The sequence below is a fragment of the Streptomyces sp. NPDC101166 genome, assembly GCF_044768125.1.
Classification (GTDB): Bacteria; Actinomycetota; Actinomycetes; order Streptomycetales; family Streptomycetaceae; genus Streptomyces.
Genome location: NZ_JBIWPF010000001.1, coordinates 665,297 through 683,645 on the forward strand (window position 1 = coordinate 665,297; position 18,349 = coordinate 683,645).

The 18,349-nt window shown below is 75.2% G+C and carries 13 protein-coding genes; 4 read left to right on the plus strand and 9 right to left on the minus strand.

Features of this window, described 5'->3' with window-relative positions; translation table 11 throughout:
• From ACIRS4_RS02805 to ACIRS4_RS02815, 3 genes are all read left to right on the plus strand, one after another.
• Positions 1-201, plus strand: coding sequence for an MbtH family protein (locus tag ACIRS4_RS02805; RefSeq protein ID WP_404188946.1), 201 nt, complete (start codon positions 1-3; stop codon positions 199-201).
• Positions 202-287: 86 nt separating this feature from the next.
• Entirely contained in the window at positions 288-1,616 is a 1,329-nt protein-coding gene (locus tag ACIRS4_RS02810; protein ID WP_404188948.1) for an MFS transporter, read from the plus strand.
• A gap of 138 nt (positions 1,617-1,754) precedes the next feature.
• On the plus strand, positions 1,755-1,964 hold the full coding sequence (locus tag ACIRS4_RS02815; RefSeq protein ID WP_404188950.1) for a hypothetical protein: 210 nt from the start codon (positions 1,755-1,757) through the stop codon (positions 1,962-1,964).
• Positions 1,965-2,120: 156 nt separating this feature from the next.
• Here the strand turns inward: ACIRS4_RS02815 and ACIRS4_RS02820 are convergent, their stop codons facing one another.
• Both ACIRS4_RS02820 and ACIRS4_RS02825 read right to left on the minus strand, forming a co-directional pair.
• Positions 2,121-2,624: a hypothetical protein gene (locus ACIRS4_RS02820; protein ID WP_404188952.1), complete on the minus strand. Its 504-nt coding sequence runs from the start codon at positions 2,622-2,624 to the stop codon at positions 2,121-2,123.
• A gap of 167 nt (positions 2,625-2,791) precedes the next feature.
• Positions 2,792-3,808 (minus strand): LuxR C-terminal-related transcriptional regulator, encoded by a 1,017-nt coding sequence (locus ACIRS4_RS02825; protein ID WP_404188955.1) that lies wholly within the window; start codon positions 3,806-3,808, stop codon positions 2,792-2,794.
• Between the two features lie 272 nt (positions 3,809-4,080).
• On the opposite strand from ACIRS4_RS02825, the gene ACIRS4_RS02830 reads away from it, so the two are divergent.
• Positions 4,081-4,314 carry a response regulator transcription factor gene (locus ACIRS4_RS02830; protein WP_404188958.1) on the plus strand — a complete coding sequence of 78 codons (234 nt, stop codon included), beginning with the start codon at positions 4,081-4,083 and terminating at the stop codon, positions 4,312-4,314.
• Here the strand turns inward: ACIRS4_RS02830 and ACIRS4_RS02835 are convergent.
• The 7 genes from ACIRS4_RS02835 to ACIRS4_RS02865 all read right to left on the minus strand — a co-directional run bounded on the left by ACIRS4_RS02835 (position 4,308) and on the right by ACIRS4_RS02865 (position 18,349).
• Positions 4,308-5,615, minus strand: a complete 1,308-nt coding sequence (locus ACIRS4_RS02835) for an MFS transporter (protein WP_404188961.1) — start codon at positions 5,613-5,615, stop codon at positions 4,308-4,310. The two genes, ACIRS4_RS02830 and ACIRS4_RS02835, sit on opposite strands and share 7 nt — an antisense overlap.
• A 65-nt stretch (positions 5,616-5,680) precedes the next feature.
• Positions 5,681-7,279, minus strand: coding sequence for an amino acid adenylation domain-containing protein (locus tag ACIRS4_RS02840; protein WP_404188964.1), 1,599 nt, complete (start codon positions 7,277-7,279; stop codon positions 5,681-5,683).
• Between the two features lie 45 nt (positions 7,280-7,324).
• A complete protein-coding gene (locus tag ACIRS4_RS02845; RefSeq protein WP_404188966.1) occupies positions 7,325-10,582 on the minus strand; it encodes an amino acid adenylation domain-containing protein in 3,258 nt (1,085 codons plus the stop codon).
• Positions 10,583-10,644: 62 nt separating this feature from the next.
• Positions 10,645-13,863: an amino acid adenylation domain-containing protein gene (locus ACIRS4_RS02850; RefSeq protein ID WP_404188969.1), complete on the minus strand. Its 3,219-nt coding sequence runs from the start codon at positions 13,861-13,863 to the stop codon at positions 10,645-10,647.
• Positions 13,860-15,776, minus strand: a complete 1,917-nt coding sequence (locus ACIRS4_RS02855) for a condensation domain-containing protein (RefSeq protein WP_404188972.1) — start codon at positions 15,774-15,776, stop codon at positions 13,860-13,862. The genes ACIRS4_RS02850 and ACIRS4_RS02855 overlap by 4 nt, the downstream gene beginning before the upstream one ends.
• Entirely contained in the window at positions 15,769-15,993 is a 225-nt protein-coding gene (locus ACIRS4_RS02860; RefSeq protein WP_358799631.1) for an MbtH family protein, read from the minus strand. The genes ACIRS4_RS02855 and ACIRS4_RS02860 overlap by 8 nt, the downstream gene beginning before the upstream one ends.
• A gap of 82 nt (positions 15,994-16,075) precedes the next feature.
• Positions 16,076-18,349: a pyridoxal-phosphate dependent enzyme gene (locus tag ACIRS4_RS02865; protein ID WP_404188976.1), complete on the minus strand. Its 2,274-nt coding sequence runs from the start codon at positions 18,347-18,349 to the stop codon at positions 16,076-16,078.

The following is an 18,349-nucleotide window of genomic DNA, read 5'->3' on the forward strand; positions in this document are numbered from 1 at the left end:
ATGAGTGACGAGACGACGCGGCAGTACCTGGTCGTGGCCAACGACGAGGAGCAGTACTCCCTCTGGGAGGCGGACCGGGCCGTCCCGGCCGGCTGGCGCCCGCAGGGCGTGCGGGGCTCGCGCGAGGAGTGCCTGGCGCACATCGAGCGGGTGTGGACCGACATGCGTCCGCTCAGCCTGCGGCTGAGCATGGCCGGCTGACCCGACGACCGACGGGCACACCGCCGCCCGGCGCTCCGCTGCCGTGGAGCGCCGGGCGGCGCGGTTCCCGCGAGGAATGGACCGTGATGAATCAACGAACCTCCCCCTGGGCCCCCTTGGCCCCACGGGCCTGGCGGACCGCACCGCTGCTGGCCCTCGTGACCGTCGCAGGGGTGTCCGCGCTGGGACTCTCGGCGACCCTGGTCGCCGTGCCCTGGTTCGTGCTGCACAGCACGGGAAGCGGCACCTGGACGGGGCTGGTCGCGGCGGCCGAGACCGCGGGCCTGCTCTGCTCGGCGGTGCTCGTGGGACCGGTGGTCGACCGGCTGCCGGCGCGGGCCGTGAGCCTGGGCGCGGACCTGCTGACAGCGTCGGCGCTCACCCTGATCCCCGCGCTGCACGCGGTGGACGCGCTGGCCCTGCCGGTGCTCGTCGCCCTGGTCTTCGTGGTGGGGGCGGCCCGCGGCCCCGCGGAGACCGCGCGCCAGCTGCTGCTGCCCGACGCGATGCGGCGGGCGGGGGTCGCCCTGGAGGCGGGCACCGGCTCGGTGGAGGCCGCGCGCCGGATCGGTCTGATGGCCGGGGCGCCGCTGGCGGGCCTGCTCATCGCCGTCGTCGGCCCGGTGCGCACCCTGTCCGCGGATGTGGGCGCGGCCCTGCTGTGCTGTCTGCTGGTGGCGGTGCTGGTGCCGTCCGTGCCCCGGCTCCCGGGCCGTGGCGACCCGGGAGGGGCCGGGGCGTCGTACCTGTCGGATCTGCGGGCGGGCTGGGCGTACCTGAACGGGGACCGGCCGGTGCGGGCGGTGACGGCGGTGCTGCTGGTGACCAACGCGCTGGACGGCGCGCTCAACGGGGTCCTGTACCCGGCGTACGGCACGCGGGTGCTGGACAGCAGCGCGCTGTTCGGGGCCATGGTGACCGCGATCGGGGCGGGCGCCCTGCTGGGGGCGGCCCTGTACGGCCGCATCGGGCGCCGTCTGCCGCGCCGAGCCCTGTTCGTCGGCGCGTTCCTCCTGGTCGGCGCGGTGCGCTGCGCCACGCTCGCCGCCGGACCGCCGCCGTGGGCGCTGCTGTCGCTGCTCGCCCTGTCGGGTCTGGGGTCGGGGGCGCTCGCTCCGCTGATGATGTCCGTCGCCTACGAGCGGGTGCCCGAGGAGATACGTGGCCGGGTCTTCGGCATGCTCACCGCCTGCGCCCTGGCGGCCACGCCGCTGGGGATGCTGGGTGCTGGACCGGTGCTGGACGGCTGGGGGCTGACGCCCGCTCTGCTGGCGACCGGTGTGGTCTATCTCGGGGTCACTCTGACGCCTCTGGTGTTCCGTGTGTGGCGGGAGTTGGACGTTCCGCCCCTCATGAGCGGCCCGAACGCCGACCGTTCCGCGCCGAATGCGGAGGTTTGCCGCCCCTCACTTTAGAGTCAGGCAGCTTGATGAGCCGCCCGATGGATCGATGCGGGGCGTTCGCGGCGGCAGGGTTGTTCCTGCAAGGCAACGACCGAACGGCCCGGGACGACACTCCCCCGGGCCGGCCCATCCATCTACTGGGGGAACACCATGACGAAGCGTCTCGCACTCGCCGTCTGCACCGTGGCCGCGGCCTTCGCCGCCGTCCTGACGGGAGCCGCCACGACCGCGCCGTTCGACGGGGGCGCCACCCGGATCACGGCGGGCGACCGGCCCGTGATCGCCGTCACGGCGTCGACCGGCACCACGGGCGGCTCGAGCCGCCCGAAGCCCCCGACCGACACCTCCTGGGGCGGCTGAGCGACGCACGGCGTCAGGTGAACGCACGGAACGAGGCGCCCCGCGGGGCGCCTCGTTCCGTGCGTGCGGGTGCGCGGGCTCGCCGCGGGCCAGCCGGGGCCCTCGCCCTCAGCCACCGGGCGCTTCACCACCGGCCGTCATGGCCCCTGCGGCCCGTCAGGGGGTGAGGACGACGACCGTCCAACGGGCGCCGGCGGCGGGCTCGGCGGCACGCGCCCAGCCATCGGGGACGTAGAGCACCTCGCCCGCGCGCAGGCGGTAGCGGAGCGAGGCGTCCCGGCCGTCGTCGCCGGCGCCGACGATGTTCCAGGTGGCCGCGCCCGCGATCTGATGGACCAGCAGATGGCCGGGCGGGACGCCGACGGGGGCGGGGCGGGCCGCGAGACCGGTCACGGCGGTGATCTGTGCGGCCAGTGCGTCCAGATCGGGCGTCGCCGCCGGTTCCCCGCCGTCGTCCGCGCCGTCGCCGTCGCCGTCGCCGAGCAGCGGATGGTCGTGTTCCGGCCACAGGACGCCCGGGGCGCGGCCCAGGTGGAGCGCGACGAAGAGGGCGACCTCCCGCAGGTGCTCCCCTGCCGGGCCGGTGGGCCGATGGACGGGCCTGACCTGCGGACGGCTCTCAGGAGATCTCGCCGTCGGCCCGTCGAACGGCATGTTCATCGTGCGCCCCTCAGTCAGTGCATGGCTCGCCGGCGCACCGCGACCGCCGTGCGCGCCGGGTCGCGTGCCGCGACCCCGTCGGGGAAGCATCGTCCATCACGCAGGGGGCGTACCAGCCACGGAAACACGTTCCCCGAAAGCCGTGACACGAACGGGGGCTGCCGCTGTCAGTCCGCGGCAGCCCCCTGGTCCGCCTTCGCCGCTGCGGGGTCGTCCAGCAGGCCGCGGGCCGCGGCGGCCACTCCCGCCTGGAAGCGGCTCCCCGCGCCGAGTTCCTCCATGATGTCGGCGATGTGCCGGCGCGCGGTGCGCAACGACATGCCGAGCCGCCGGGCGATGGCCTCGTCCTTCAGTCCGGCCGCGAGCAGCCGGATGATCGTCTCGTGGATCTCGCGGGCGACCTCCTCCAGCCCCTGGCCGACGGCGTTGGAGAACGGGGTGGCGTGGTCCCAGGTCTGGTCGAAGATGTCGCAGAGGTAGGCGACGGTGGCGGGCTCCCGGATCACCACGGCGCCCCAACTGCCGTCCGGCACCGGGATGAACGCCAGCTCGCGGTCGAAGGCGATGAGCCTGCCGAAGAGTTCGTGCGCGGTGCGGTACTGCGCGCCGAGTGCCGAGGCGGCGGCCACGTAGGCCTGGCTGGGGCCGTTGAACCGGGCGGTGTGGTGGTAGAGGCTGCGCATGGAGATGCCTCTGCGCAACATGGCCTCGTCCCGTCTGAGCGCCTCCTGCATCGCCTCGGGCACGCGACTGCCGCCGCCGGGCTGGCTGGTGAGGACCTCGTGCCGGCACCGGTCGGAGGCGGCGTTCAGCGCGCCGCGCACGTCCTCTACATTGCCCAGAACCTCCAACGCCTCGCCCGCCGAACGGCGTTGGAGGTAGTGGGGCATGAAGCGCCCGAGGTCCTCACGGATCCCGCTGATCTCCCGCTGACGGGTGCGGATCTCCTCCTCCAGCGGGGCGGCGAGGCGGGATGCCGCGGTGTCCGGTGCCACCGCGAAAGCCACGGAGTCGTCCTCCGGGCTGCGGTGCAGCAACTGGGCGTCGAGCAGCCGCTCCACGCTGAGCCGGACCTCCTGCGGAGCGTGTCCGGTGCCGGCGGCGACGGTGTCGATCTCGATCGTGCGGTGCTGGAGCACCCAGCTGTAGACGTCGAGGTCCACGTCCTTGAGATCCGATAACACCCTTGCCCCACTTTGCATGCCTTCACCCCGGGTCGCTTTGCTGCCAGGCACCTTGGTGAGGCGCCCGCCCCCTGGCGTCAGCATAAGCAAGCGGAAAGGCTGTTGATGAGCAGCTTCGACGGCGAGTCGACTCACACGACACCGTCGTTGATACGTGAAGGAGCAGAGTGAACACCGGCCTTTCCGCGAAGAAAACCGCGTCGAGAGCGATTTCAGCCGCAATACCTCCCGCCCCTGCCCGGGAGCCCGCACCCACCGCATCGGAGTTCGCCATGTCCGAGACCGCCCAGCCGTCCCCGCGTCCCGCCACGCTCTCGCCCCGCGAGGAGGAGGTTCTGGCGTATCTCGCGCAGGGGTGCACCTACCGGATCATCGCCCGCCGGATGGGGCTCAGCCCGCATACGGTCGACACCTATGTGCGCCGGCTGCGCGGCAAGACCGGTTCGGTGAACCGCATCCAACTGGCTCATCTCGCCTTCCAGTTGGGGTACGGGCCCGGCTACTGAGCCGAGGCCTCGTCGAAGTCCCGCATGCGCCGCAGCGGCGAGCACAGCAGGATCAGCGGGGTGAGCGTCAGCCCCGCCGTCAGGATCCACAACGCGCCGCGCACACCGGCCAGTTCACCGAGGGCGCCGGCCAGCAGACCGCTCACCGGCAGGGTTCCCCACACCAGGAACCGCATGGTGGCCGTCATCCGGCCGAGGAGGTGCGGCGGGCAGACGGTCTGCCGGTAGGCGACCTGGCAGATGTTGTACGTGGTCACGCCCGCCGACTGCACCAGCGTGCCCAGGACGAACAGCCCCAGCCGCCAGTCCTCCTCGGCCGGCGGGAGCAGCAGGCCGAAGGGCATGGCGGCCAGCAGGGACAGCCAGGTCAGCCGGGCCGCGCCCACCCGCCGGGAGAGCCGCTGGGTGATGAGCGCGGCGAGGACCGAGCCGACCCCGGCCGTGGCGAGCACCCAGCCGACCGCCGCGGGCGGCAGGCCCACGGTGCGGGTCAGGAACAGGGTCTCCAGGGCGAAGACACCGCTGAGGCAGAGGTTCACCGATGCCGTGCTCAGCGCGATCAGCCTCAGCACGCGGTGACGCAGGACGTGGTGGAGTCCTTCCCTGATCTCCGGCAGGAGGCCGCCGCGCCCGGACGGCGGCGGTGCGGGCCGCTCCTCCCTCGCCTCGATGCGGCCCAGCAGGGTCGCGGACATGAGGGAGGTGACGGCCTGCCCGGCCAGGGTGCCGGCCGGGCCGAGGAGCTGGACGAGGAAGCCCGCCATGCCGGGGCCGGCCAGTTCGGCACCCGAACGCACGGTCTCCAGACGCGAGTTGCCCTCGATCAGCTTCGACCGTCCGACGAGGGTGGGCAGATAGCTCTGGTCGGCCACGTCGCCGAACAGCCGCGCGCAGCCCAGCAGCAGGGCGACGGTGTACAGCAGCGGCATGGAGTGGGCGTCCAGCAGCCAGGCCACCGGCACCGCGGTGAGCAGCACGGCCCGCGCCAGATCGGCGGCGATCATGACGTCGCGGCGTCGCATCCGGTCGACCCAGGCTCCGGCCGGCAGTCCGAGCAGCAGGAACGCGGCGCTCTCGGCGGCGGCGAGCAGACCGGCCTCCCACGCGGAGGCGTGCAGGGTGAGCACGGCGGTGAGCGGCAGGGCCACGTACGTGATGCTGTTGCCGAGTTCGTTGCACACGTGCGAGGCCATGAACCGGCGGAAGTCGCGCCGCTGCCGCGGGGAGGGCTCGGGGCCCGCCGGTCCTGAGGCGGTGTCCGCGTCGGCGGTGGGATCGGGGGCGGCGGTGGGCTGGGACACGAAAGGTCCTTCTCTGCTGGGCGCTTCGGGTCCGGCGGGGCGGACCCGTCCGGGCGGTCGGTGGTTCAGACGGGTTCGGGGAGCGGCGGTTCCACGACCGCCGCCCCCGGGGGGAACGGGTCCGGCAGGGCGCGTACGTCGAGCTTGCCGCCCGGGGTGCGCGGGAGCCGGGGCAGGACGCACACCCGGGCCGGGACGAGATGGCCCGGCGCCCTGGCGGCCACGTTCCGCCGCAACTCGCCGCCGTCCAGCGGCCGTCCGGGGGCGGCTTCGACGTAGGCAACCACCTGGGGCTCGCCCCTCTGCCGTACGGCGCGGGCGACGACGTCCACCACGTCCGGGTGGGCGGCGATCGCGGCCTCGACCTCCTTGAGCTCCACCCGGTGACCGCGGATCTTGACCTGGTCGTCGGTGCGGCCGAGGAAGCGCAGCGTGCCGTCCGGGGCGCGCCGGACCCGGTCCCCCGTCCGGTACATCCGCTCCCCCGGTCCGGTGGCGAAGGGGTCGGCGACGAACCGTTCGGCGGTCAGGGCGGTCCGGTCGTGGTAGCCGCGGGCCAGGCAGGACCCGGCGAGGTACAGCTCCCCTGCCTCGCCGTCGGCCGTGCGCCTCAGCGCCTCGTCCAGGACGTAGGCGCGCACTCCCGGCAGCGGGGTGCCGAGCGGGATGACCTCGTCGGCGGTGTCCGTGAGGGTTCCGGCGTGCGCCTCGTGGCAGGTGGCGGTGATCGTGGACTCGGTGAGGCCGTAGGCGCTGGTCACGGGCGGGCCACCGGCGGCGTGCCAGCGGACGAGGTCTGCGGTGCGGCCCGCGTCGCTGCCGATGACCACGTGGCGCAGGGCGGCCGGCAGCGGACGGGGCCGGCGTTCGACGTCCTTGGCCCACTGTGACCAGTACGGGGTGGGAAGGTTGACGAGGGTGACGGCCCGTTCGGTGAGGAAGGGCTCCAGTTCGGCGGGCGAGACCACGTTGTCGTCGACGAACACGGCCGTGCCGCCGGTGCACCAGGTGGGCAGGGCCTCCTCCAGGGCGACGTCGAAGGCGGGCGCGGCGAACTGGAGCACCCGGTCGGCGGCGGTCAGACCGTAGCGCTCGGCGAGCACGCCGGTCTGCCGGGCGAGGCCCGCGTGGGCGACGGCCACCGGCTTGGGCCTGCCGGTCGAGCCGGAGGTGAACAGGACGTAGGCGAGCGATCCCGGGGCGACGGCGGCCGGTTCGGGGTCGGCGCCCCGGCTCCCCGTGTCGGGGCCGGCGCCGGGAACGTCGTCACGGGTCGCCGCCCAGAACAGCTCCTGTTCGCAGCGGCGGTGCAGGCGGGCCGCGGCGGCGTGGCCGGTGACGACAGCGTACCGGGTGCCGGCGGCGGCCAGCAGGGCACGCAGCCGCTCGTCGGGGGCCCCGGGGTCGACGAGGAGCGGCGCGGCGCCGGCGTACCAGACGCCCAGGAGGGCGACGGCCCAGTCGGCGCCCCGGCCCACCCCGACGAGCACGGTGTCCTCGGGGCCCGCGCCGGCGGCGCGCAGCTCCCCGGCGACGGCTCTGGCCCGCCGGTCGAGCCGGCGGTAGGTCAGCTCGCCGTCGGGGGCGATCACGGCCGTCGCGTCGGGGGTCCGGTCCACCTGACGGGCGATGCGCAGGGGGACCGGAATGTCGTCGGGGCTCATGGGGTCTGTCTCCTGGTCGGTGCGGCCGGTGCGGCCGGGCGGGCGTCAGGCACGGTCTCGGGCGCGGGGACGCAGCGCCGGGCGGGCGGGGGCGGGGGCGGCGGCCGTCAGACGGGCGGCGATGCCGGCCGGGGTGGGGGTCTCGAAGAGGTCGCGGATGGTCAGGTGTGCGCCGAGTTCGGTGCGCAGACGCCCGGTCAGCCGGGTGGCCAGGAGGGAGTGGCCGCCGTGGGCGAAGAAGTCGTCGTCGGGTCCGGCGGCGGCGAGGCCGAGGACGGCGGCGAAGAGGGCGCAGACGGCCTCTTCGGCCGCGTTCGCCGGTGCGCGTCCGGCCGGCCGCGTGAGGTCCGACGGGTCGGGCAGGGCCTTGCGGTCGATCTTGCCGTTGGTCGTCAGGGGCAGAGCGGGCAGCGGGAACAGCAGTGAGGGGACCATGTAGTTGGGCAGGCTCTGGGAGAGCACGGCGCGGATGCCGTCGTCGTCGGCTTCTCCGGTGAACCAGCCGACGAGCCGCTGCTGTCCGGCGCCGTCGCGGTCCACGGTCACCACCGCGTCCCCGACGCCCGGCACGGCCCGCAGCGCGGTCTCGACCTCGCCGAGCTCGATGCGGTTGCCGCGGATCTTGACCTGGTGGTCCTGGCGTCCGAGGAAGTCCAGTTGGCCGTCGGCGCGCAGCCGGGCCAGGTCGCCGGTGCGGTACATGCGGGCGCCGGGCTCGGTCGCGAACGGGTCCGGGACGTAGCGTTCGCTGCTGCGGCGGGGCTCGCCCAGGTAGCCGGGCCCGACGCCCGTGCCCGCGATGAAGAGTTCGCCGGGGACGCCGGGCGGCACGGGCGCGAGCGACGGGTCGAGGACGTAGAGCCGGTTGTTGCGCAGCGGCCTGCCGACGGGCAGCCGGCCCTGTTCGAGCAGCCCGGTCACGTTCCCTCGGGCGATGAAGGCGTGCGTGTTGTCGTCCGAGCACTCGGTGAGCCCGTAGGCGTTGACGATCGCCGCTTCGGGGTGGTGGTCGTACCAGCGGGTGCACAGTTCCGGCGGGAGGACCTCGCCGTTGACGACGAACCAGCGCAGCGCCGGGAGCGCGGGGCGGGGCACGCCGGAGTCCCACAGGTCGAGGGCGGCGCGCACGAAGGAGGGGACGGTCTCCATGACGGTGACCCCGTGCCGGGCGACGGCGGCGAACAGGGCGTCCGGGTCGCGGGCGGTGTCACGGGAGACGAGATGGACCCGGCCGCCGGTGATCAGCGGGGCGAGCATCTGCCACACGGAGATGTCGAAGGTGAGCGGCGCGTTCATCACCACCCGGTCGTCGGGGGTGAGCCGCAGGTCGTCGAGCTTGGCGAGCAGGTGGTTGTTCATGCCGCGCCGGTGCACCATGGCGCCCTTGGGGCGGCCGGTGGATCCGGAGGTGAAGCACACGTAGGCCAGGGCGTCGCGCCCGCCGCCGTCCCGGGACGGCGCTCCGGCCGGGCGGGGGTCGGCGTCGTCGAGGACCAGCACCCGTACGGGATGTCCGGCCGCCGCCGCGATCTGCGCGGCTCGCGCACGCTGTTCGGGCGCGGTGAGCAGCCACGGCACTCCCCCGGCGGTCAGCAGGGCGGCGGTGCGGGCGACCGGGCCGACGGGGTCGAGCGGCACATAGGCGGCCCCGGCGCCGAGGATGCCGAGGAAGGCGACGGGCACCCGGGCGGTCGGCTCGCTGAGGACCGCGACGAGGTCGCCGTCGTCGACGCCTTCCGCGCGCAGCCGTTCGGCGGTCGCGTCCGCGCGAACGACGAGTTCGCCGTAGGTGAGGGCGCCGCCCGTGTCGTCGGTCACCGCGGCGGCGTGCGGCCGCAGTTCCGCCTGGCGCCGCACCCGGTCCGTCACCTCGGTGTAGTCCTCGTCGCGGGCGGTGTCGTTGAACTCTTCGAGCACGCGCCGCCGTTCGGCCGGCGACAGCAGGTCCACCGCCCCGGCCGGGCGGGACGGGTCGTCGGCCACGGCTTCGAGGAGGCGGACGAGACGGTCCAGCAGGGCCTGCGCTTCGGCGGTGTCGAAGGCGTCCGGCCGGTGGTCGATCTGGAGACGCAGTCCGTCGCCGGGGATCGCGGTCAGGGAGAGCGGATAGTGGGCCGCGTCGTGCGGGTCCACGGCGGTGACGCGGAGCTCGCCCGTGGACAGCGCGGCGAGACCTGCACCGTCCACCGGATAGTTCTGGTAGGCCACGCAGGAGTCGAACAGTTCACCGGCCCCGGCTGTGCGCTGGATCTCGGTGAGGCCGAGGTGGTGGTGCTCGATCAGTCGCGCCTGCTCGTCCTGGAGCCGGGTGAACAGAGCGACGAGCGGCTCGGCGCGGTCGACGCGGACGCGGACCGGCACGGTGTTGATGCACAGGCCCACGATGTCGGCGACGCCGGGCAGTTCGGCGGGACGTCCGCTGACGACGGCGCCGAAGACCACGTCGTCGGAGCGGAGCCGGTTCGCGAGCAGCAGGGCCCAGGAGCCCTGGAGGAGGGTGCCCGGGGTGATCCGGTGGGCGCGTGAGAGGGCGGTGAGCCGCTCCGTGAGGTCGGGGGTGAGGGAGGTCTCGACACGGTGGGGCAGCAGCGCGGAGGGGCCGGTGGAGACGGGTGCGGTGCGGCTGCCGCCGGCCAGCCCGGCCAGGGCCCGGCCCCAGGCGTCGTGGGCCGCGCCGGTGTCGCGGGAGCCGAGCCAGTCCAGGAAGGAGGCGTACGGCGTGACCGGGGGCAGTGCCGCGGTGTCCGGTCCGGCGTCGTGCAGGGCCAGCAGTTCGCGGACCAGGACGGGCCAGGACCAGCCGTCCAGGAGAATGTGATGGTACGTCAGGAGCAGCCGGTGACTGCGCGGTCCGGTGCGCAGGAGGGTGAGGCGGAGCAGCGGCGGCCTGGCCAGGTCGAAGCGGCGCGCCCGGTCCTGTGCCAGCAGCGTCCGGACGGCGTCGGCCTGTCCGTCCTCGTCCAGCGCGCAGAGGTCCCGCTCCTCCCACGGCACCCGCGCATCACGTCGTACGACCTGCGCGGGCTCGCCGGAGGCACGGCGCAGGAACCCGGCGCGGAGGTTCGCGTGCCGCACCAGCACGGCGTCGGCGGCGGCGCGCAGCCGTCCGGCGTCCAGCGGGCCCGACAGGTCGAGGAGCAGCTGCGCCACGTAGACGTCGCGTTCCCGCTCGTCGAACAGCGCGTGGAAGAGGATGCCCTCTTGGAGGGGCGAGAGCGGGAGGACGTCCTCGACCTTGGAGGCGGGCGGGGGTACGGGGGGTGCGGCCGCCGCGGAGGGGGCGGGGGCAGGGGTACGGCTCACGGTGGTTCCCTGTCGGTCGGTGGGCGACTGGCGGTCGGAGGGCGGGGCGGGCGCGGGCTCGGTCAGGCGGGGCTGGGGCGGCGGGCTCGGCGTACGACCGGGGGGTCGTCGGTGGGGGCGGTCGCGGCGGCCGACGTCGCGGCTTCGGCGAGTCGGGCCACCGTCGGGCCTGCGAAGAAGCGGCGGACCGTGACGGTCGCACCGAGCAGGGAGCGCATCTCCGCGAGGAGGCGGGTCGCGAGGAGGGAGTGACCGCCCAGGGCGAAGAAGTCGTCGTGGACGCCGACCCGTTCGGCGCCGAGCATCCGCTCCCACAGGGCGGCGAGGGCGCGCTCGGTGTCGTTCCTCGGGGCCTGGTAGGGCCGTTCCCCGGTGGCGGGGCCGGGAGCGGGGAGCGCGTCCAGGTCGATCTTGCCGTTGGGAGTCACCGGGAAGCGGTCGAGCACGGTGACCGTCAACGGGACCATCCAGTCCGGTAGTTCGGTCCGCAGGTGCTCGCGCAGCGCCGCCGGGTCGGGTCGCCTTCCCTCGGCGGGCACCGCGTAGCCGGCGAGGGCGGGCCCGGCGGGGGTCGGGACCACGGTGACCGCGGCGCGGCCCACGTCCGGGTGACCCGCGAGGACGCTCTCGATCTCGCCCGGCTCGATGCGCAGACCGCGGATCTTGATCTGCCGGTCGGTGCGGCCGAGGTACTCGATCCGGCCGTCCGCCGTCCAGCGGGCGAGGTCGCCGGTGCGGTACATCCGGGTGCCGGGCGGGCCGGACGGGCAGGCGGTGAAACGCTCGGCGGTGAGCCCCGGGCGTCCCAGGTAGCCGCGGGCCAGACCGGCTCCGGCGATGTACAGCTCGCCGGCGACGCCGGGCGGGACGGGGGCGAGACGGTCGTCGAGGACGTGGAGGCGGGTGCCGTCGAGGGGGCGTCCGATCGGCACCTGTCCTGCCGGGATCTCCTGCCCGGGGGCGAGCGGGAAGAGGACGGCGAAGGTGGTGGTCTCCGTGGGCCCGTACGCGTTGGTCACGGTGGTGTCCGGGCAGTGCTCGCGGACCCGGCGGACGGCGGCCGGGGACGCGGCCTCGCCGCCGGTCATCACCTCGCGCAGCGTGCCGAGCCGTTCCGGGCAGCGGTCGGCGAGTTCGTTGAAGAGGGTGGCCGTCAGGAAGGTGCCGGTGACGCTCTGTTCGGCGATGAGCCGGGCCAGGCCGGGCACGTCCAGGTCGCCGGGCGGGGCGACGACCACGAGCCCGCCGTTCAGCAGCGGCACCCACAGCTCGTAGGTGGAGGCGTCGAAGGCGTGCGGGGAGCGCAGCAGGACACGATCGTGCGCGCCGCCGCGCCAGCGCCGGTCCAGGGCCAGGGCGACGACCTCACGGTGGGCGACGGCGACCCCCTTGGGCGTGCCGGTGGAGCCGGAGGTGTACATCACGTAGGCGAGGTCGTCGGGGCGTCCGTGGGTGCGGTTCGTCCGCCCGGCGCCCCGCGGCTCGACATCATGGGGCCCTGCGCCGTCCACCGTGAGGTCGTCGTCGAGGCGGAGGGTGTGGCGGACGCCGAGGCCGGCGGTGTCCGCGCCCGGGTCGGTGACGAGGACCGACACGCCGGCGGCGGAAACGACCGACGCCGAGCGGGCGCGTGGCGCGCGGGCGTCCAGGGGCAGGTAGGCCGCCCCGGCCTTCAGCACGCCCAGGCAGACGGCGATCAGCTCGACGGAGCGGTCCATGAGGACGGCCACCGTCGCGCCGGGGCGCACCCCGAGGGCGCCGAGCCGGGCCGCCACCCGGTCGGAGAGGGCGTCGAGTGCGCCATAGCTCGCCTCCCGGTCGCCGCAGACGGCCGCGGTCCGTTCCGGGTGGGCGGCGACCCGCTCGGCGAACAGGGCGTGCACGGTGGTGTCGTGGGGCACGGCCGGCGCGCCCTGCCAACCGTCGGTGACGGCGGCGCGCTCCTCGGGCATCAGCAGGTCGTGGACGGCGATCGGGGCGGCGGGGTCGGTGACGACCGCGTCGAGGAGGAGGGTCAGCCGGTCCAGGAGCCGCTGGGCGGTGGCGGCGTCGAACAGGTCGGCGGCGTATTCGAGGGCGAGGCCGATCCCGGCCGGCCGGCCGTCGTCGGGGTCGTGGCGCTCGTCGACCTCGAGGGTGAGGTCGAACTTGGCCGTGGCGGTGCGCACGGGTTCCGTCCGGACCCGCAGCCCCGGCAGGACGGGCGCGCCGTCCGTGTCCCGGCGGCCGGCGACCGCGAGCTGGAACAGGGGGTGACGGCCGGGCGAGCGGAGCGGGTTGAGCCGTTCCACCAGGGCGTCGAAGGGCACGTCCCGGTGGGCGTGGGCGTCCAGGGCGGCGTCGCGGACCCGGTCGAGGACGTCGGTGAACGCGGGATCGCCCGAGGTGTCGGCCCGCACCACGACGGTGTCGACGAAGAGGCCCACGAGGTGTTCCAGCGCCTCGTCCTCGCGGCCGTCGACGGGGCAGCCGAGGGCGAGGTCGGTGCCCGCGCCGAGGCGGGTGAGCAGGGTGGCGAAGGCCGCCTGGACGGCCATGAACACGGTGGCGCGCCGGTCGCGGGCCAGGCCGGCGAGACGGGTGTGCGTGGCGGCGCCCGCCTCGGCGGCGACGACCGCGCCGCGGTGGGAGGCGACGGCGGGGCGGGGCCGGTCGGTGGGGAGGGTGTGCTCCTCGGGCAGGCCGGCGAGCGCGCGGGCCCGGTGGTCGAGCTGCCGGGAGTGCTCGGAGCGCGGGTCGTCCGGGTCGCCGAGGACGTCGTGCCGCCACAGGGCGTAGTCCGGGTACTGGACGGGGAGTTCGGGCCAGTCCGGGTCCGCGCCGAGGAGCCGGGCGGTGTAGGCGGCGGCCAGGTCGCGCAGGAGGACGTCGAGGGAGGCGCCGTCGCCCGCGATGTGGTGCAGGACGAGCAGCAGGTAGTGCTCCTGCGCCCCGTCGGTGAACAGGTGGGCGCGCAGCGGCGGTTCGTCGGCCAGGTCGAAGGACGGCGTCGCGGCCTCCAGTGCGCGGCGCGGGTGCTCGTCGGCCGGGACGACGGTGACGGCGCAGGGCGGTACGGTGCCCGGGTCGAGGACGTGCTGGTGGGGGACGCCGTCCTGGTGGGGGAAGACCGTGCGCAGTGCTTCGTGCCGGTCGGCGACGTCCGTGAGGGCGGCCGTGAGGGCGGCGCGGTCGAGGTCGCCGTGCAGGCGCAGCCCCACCGGGATGTTGTGCAGGCCGCCGGGGTCGCCGTCGCGGCACAGGAACCACAGACGGCGCTGGGCGTGGGACAGGGGGATCACAGCAGTTCTCCGAACTGGGCTTCGAAGGCGTCGAGGTCGGTCTGGCCGAGGCCGGGCAGGGACACGTCGGACGGGGTCAGTCCGGCGGCGCCGGGCAGTGCCGCGTGCCGGACGAGGGCGCGCAGCATGGCGAACCACTCGTGGGCCAGGGCGTGCGCTCGGTCGGCCGGACAGGCGTTGCCCGCCCAGGTCCAGGTGGCGCTCAGGGTGGGGCCGTCGGGACCTTCGTGGGCGGCGGCGTTGACCTCCACGGCATGGGCCATGGCCAGGCCGTCGTCGGCCTCGTCCAGGGCGAAGTCGTGCCCGGGGGCGGCGGCCCAGTCGGCCGTGTCGCCCATCGGGAAGCGGCCGAGGTAGTTGAAGCCGATCTCGGGGACGCCCAGGGCCGCGAGGGCGGGACCGGTGCGGCTGTTGCCGTGGCGCAGCAGGCCGTGGCCGATGCCGTGGTCGGGGACGGCCCGCAGGGTCTCCTTGACCGTGCGCAGGACCGCGCCGGCGGCGGGGCCGCCCGCGCGGGCGTCGTCGAGGTCGGGCCGGCCGAGGTCGAAGCGGACCGGGTACACGGTGGTGAACCAGCCGACGGTCCGGGACAGGTCGGGGGCGCCCGCGACGTCCTCGCGGCCGTGGCCCTCGACGTCGACGAGGACCGAGCCGCCGTCCTGCGGGCCGGTGTGCGGGCGGCGCCAGGCGAGGACGGCGAGGGCCAGCCCGGTGAGCAGGACGTCGTTGACGGTGCCGTTGACGACGCCGGGCACGACGGTGAGCAGCGGCCCGGCCACGTCCGGGGGCAGGGTGAGGGTGAGGCGGTGGTCCGCGGTCTCGGGGTCGAGCCGGGTCGACGGGCAGACGCCGCCGAGTGGTTCGGGTGCGGGGCGGAGGGTGTCGGTCCAGCGGGCCGCCTCGCGCATGCGCCGGCCGGAGGTGGCGTCGGCGCGCAGCAGGTCCGCCCAGTGCGCGAACGGTGTGGGCGCGGGTTCGAGGGCGGGGGCCTCGCCGGCGGCGAGCCTCGCCCAGCAGGTGCGCAGGTCGTCCTGAATGATGCGCCAGGACACGCCGTCCACGACCAGGTGGTGCACGACCAGGGCGAGCCGGCCCTGCCGGCCGGGGCCGCGGTCGACGAACACGGCGCGCAGCATGACGCCGTCCGCCGGGGACAGCAGCCGTCGGGCGGCCCGGATCCGGTCGGTGGTGAGGGCGGGGAGCTCGGCGTCGGTGGCGTCGGGCGCGCGGAGGTGTTCGACCAGGGTGTGCGCGTCGACGTCGCCCGGTGGCGGCACCGAGCATCCGGCGGCGGCGGTGCCGGCGCCGCCGGGCACCGTGAGACGGAGGACGTCGTGCGTGTCGAGCAGGGCCCGCACGACGTGTACGGCGTGTTCGGCGCGGAACCCTGCCGGGGTCCGGACGACGAGTGACTGGTGGTAGGTGTCGACGGGGCCGGCGAGTTCGCCGAGCCACGCCATGATCGGCGTCGCGGCCAACGGGCCGGTGCGGCGCGGAGGCCGGGCGGATTCCTCGCTCGCCGGGGGGCCGTCCGCGGCGCGGGCGGCGGTGGCGAGCGCGCCGACGCTCTCGCTGCGCAGGACGTCGCGGGTGGTGACCAGCAGCCCGGCCGCCCGGGCCCGGCTGACGACCTGGATGGCCTGGATGCTGTCACCGCCGAGCTCGGTGAAGCCGTGCTCGGGGCGGACGGCGTCGGGAGCCAGGCCCAGCACCTGGGCGACGAGGTGGCGCAGGGTGTCCAGGGTGCTGGTCGGGGCCGAGGCCCGGGAGCCCGACGGGTGCGGACGGCCGTCCGCTGCGGAGGCCGTGCCGGCCGGGGCCGTGTCGCTCGCTGAGGGGTCCTCCCGGGCCGCCCCGGCCGCCGGCGGGGGCGGCCAGCCGGGGGCGGGCGGGAGGCGTACGGGCTCAGGCACGGGCCGTGTCCCCGGCGAGGGCCGCGACCAGGGACGCGGGACGCATGTCCGTCCAGTGCCGCTCGACGTGGTCGAGGCAGGCCTGGCGGCCGTCCGGGCCGTGGACCGTGGTCCAGCCGGCCGGGACGGTGAGGTCGGCCGGCCACAGCGAGTGCTGGAGCTCGTCGTTGCGGACGACGAGGTAGACGGCGTCGTCGTTCTCGAAGGGGTTGCTCATGGCGGTTCTCCTGGATGGGTGGGTGGGGGCGCCGTACGGGTCCGTACGGCGCACGGCGGTAAGGGGCCCGGGGTCGGGCCGTTCAGCGGGCGCGGCGGGGGTCGTCGGCCGTGAGCCGGATGAGGGCCCGTGCCTCGTCCAGCGCCGCGGTGACCTCCTCGGGGCCCGGACGGCAGGCGATGACGTGCCCGATCCGGTCGCCCGCGCTGCGCGCGCGCCGGATCACGGTGCCGGGCGCGGCGGTGACCGTCACCGCCTCGACGCCGTCCACGGCCGCCGCACGCGGCACTCCGTCCACGGCGCCGAGGATCCCGTCGGCGTCGGCGAGCAGGAACTGGATGCCCGCGTGGGCCCCGTGGACGGGCTTGAGGTCGGGTTCCAGGCCGACCGCGGCCTTGAGCTGCTGTTCGAGCAGGTCGACGCCGCAGGCCAGCCGGACGAGTTCGGGGATCATGCCGCCCGCGGGGCGCGGGTTGATCTCGACGACGGCCGGTCCGCCGTCGGTCAGCTTCACCTCGGTGTGGGCGACGCCGAGCCGGATGCCGGCCGCGTCCAGGGCGGCCGTGACCGTCTCGGTGATGTGCTGGGCCGTGGCGGCCGGGAGCGGGGCGGGGAAGAGGTGGCGGTGCTCCACGAAGTGGGGTGTGCCGGTCACCGACTTCGCGGTGATGCCGACGCATTCGGCGCGGCCGTCCCGGCTGAACGTCTCCACGCTGTACTCGGGGCCGTCGAGGTACTCCTCCACGAGGACGGTCCGCGCGGTCGGCATGCCCCGCACGTTGGTGATGACGGCGAGGATCCGCTCGGCCTGGGCAACGGCCTCCACCTCGTCGGCGCAGAGCAGGACGTTGACCGAGCCCGAGTCGTCGGCGGGCTTGACCACGCACGGCAGACCGGTCCGGGCGACGGCAGCGGCGACCTCGCCGGGCTCGCGCACCACCGCGTACCGGGGCTGGCGCACCCCGGCGTCCTCCAGCAGCGCGCGCAGGGCCGACTTGTCGCGGCAGGCGGTCACGGCCTCGGGCGGGTTGCCGGGCAGGCCGAGCCAGCGGGCCAGACGGGCGGCGGCGGGGACGTAGAAGTCGCTGGTGGTGGTGATCCCGGCGATCTCCTCGCGACGGAAGCGGTCCTGAAGGGCGGCCCGCAGCGCGGCGTCGGAGTTGGTGTCGCAGCGGACGACCTCGGCTCCGGTGGCCTCCAGGCCACGGTAGCGGCCGGGGTCGCCGGTCAGCAGGACGGGCGCGGCGCCGAGCCGGTCCCGGGCCAGGTCGAGGGCGAGCATGCCGGTGCCGGTGGTGTTGGACTCGACGAAGACGAGGTGCCGGCGCAGGTCGGCGGGGGCGGCGTAGGACTGGCGGGACCAGCTCTCGACGGTGGTCCCGGCGGGTACGACGGCCGGCCGGCGGGACGTCGGCAGGGCGCGCAGGCCGTGGCCGTCCCAGTGCTCGTCGCTGTAGACGGTGTCGGCGTAGCGGTCGCCCCGGTCGGGCAGGATGCCGACTATGCGGGAGCCGGGCTCGGCGCGCCGGGCCAGGTCGCCGAGGACGCGGTAGACCGAGCCGGAGGTGTTGCCGCCGAAGATCTGTTGCTCACGGGCGAGTTCGCGGGTGGCGGCGAACGCCTCGTGGTCGTTGAGCCAGTGGACCTCGTCGACGAGGGAGCGGTCGAGGTTCTTCGGCAGCAGGCTGTTGCCCAGGCCGCTCTGGAGCCGCTGCGGCAGATCGGGCTGCCCGAACAGGGCGCTGCCGACGCAGTCGACGCCGACGACGCGCACGGCGGGCAGGGTCTCCCGCAGCGCCCGGCCGGTCCCGCACAGCGAGCCGCCGCTGCCGACGGCGCCGACGAGGGCGTCGATGTGGCCGAGGTCGTCGAGGAGTTCGCGGGCGAGGTCGCGGTAGGCGCCGGGGTTGTCGGGGTTGGTGTACTGCTGGGGCCAGAAGGCGCCGGGCAGTTCCGCCATCAGCTCCGCGAGCCGCTCCAACCGGGCGGACTGCCAGCCGTGGCTGGTCATCGCCTCGACGATGTGCACCTGGCAGCCCAGGGCGCGCAGTTTGGCCAGGGTGACGGGGTCGATGCGCGGGTCGGTGACGATGTGCACCTCGTGCCCGAGGGAGCGGCCGACGAGGGCGACGCCGAGCGCCATGGTGCCGGAGGAGCTCTCCACCACGGGGGCGTCGGGGCGCAGGGTGCCGAGCCGCCTGGCCTCCAGGACGATGTTGCGGGCGACGCGGTCCTTCATCGCGAACAGGTTCTGGAGCTCCAGTTTGGCGTAGACCTCCACCCCGCGCTCCGCGCCGAGGCGCAGCCGGACGAGCGGCGTACGGCCGATCGCGTCCGTCAGCGTGTCGAAGAGCAT

Excerpts from the sequence above, each read along its gene's own strand:
- ACIRS4_RS02805 (WP_404188946.1), top strand. The coding sequence starts at position 1 with ATGAGTGACGAGACGACGCGGCAGTACCTGGTCGTGGCCAACGACGAG.
- ACIRS4_RS02810 (WP_404188948.1), top strand. The coding sequence starts at position 288 with ATGAATCAACGAACCTCCCCCTGGGCCCCCTTGGCCCCACGGGCCTGG.
- ACIRS4_RS02815 (WP_404188950.1), top strand. The coding sequence starts at position 1,755 with ATGACGAAGCGTCTCGCACTCGCCGTCTGCACCGTGGCCGCGGCCTTC.
- ACIRS4_RS02820 (WP_404188952.1), bottom strand. The coding sequence starts at position 2,624 with ATGAACATGCCGTTCGACGGGCCGACGGCGAGATCTCCTGAGAGCCGT.
- ACIRS4_RS02830 (WP_404188958.1), top strand. The coding sequence starts at position 4,081 with ATGTCCGAGACCGCCCAGCCGTCCCCGCGTCCCGCCACGCTCTCGCCC.
- ACIRS4_RS02840 (WP_404188964.1), bottom strand. The coding sequence starts at position 7,279 with ATGAGCCCCGACGACATTCCGGTCCCCCTGCGCATCGCCCGTCAGGTG.
- ACIRS4_RS02860 (WP_358799631.1), bottom strand. The coding sequence starts at position 15,993 with ATGAGCAACCCCTTCGAGAACGACGACGCCGTCTACCTCGTCGTCCGC.
- ACIRS4_RS02865 (WP_404188976.1), bottom strand. The coding sequence starts at position 18,349 with ATGCTCTTCGACACGCTGACGGACGCGATCGGCCGTACGCCGCTCGTC.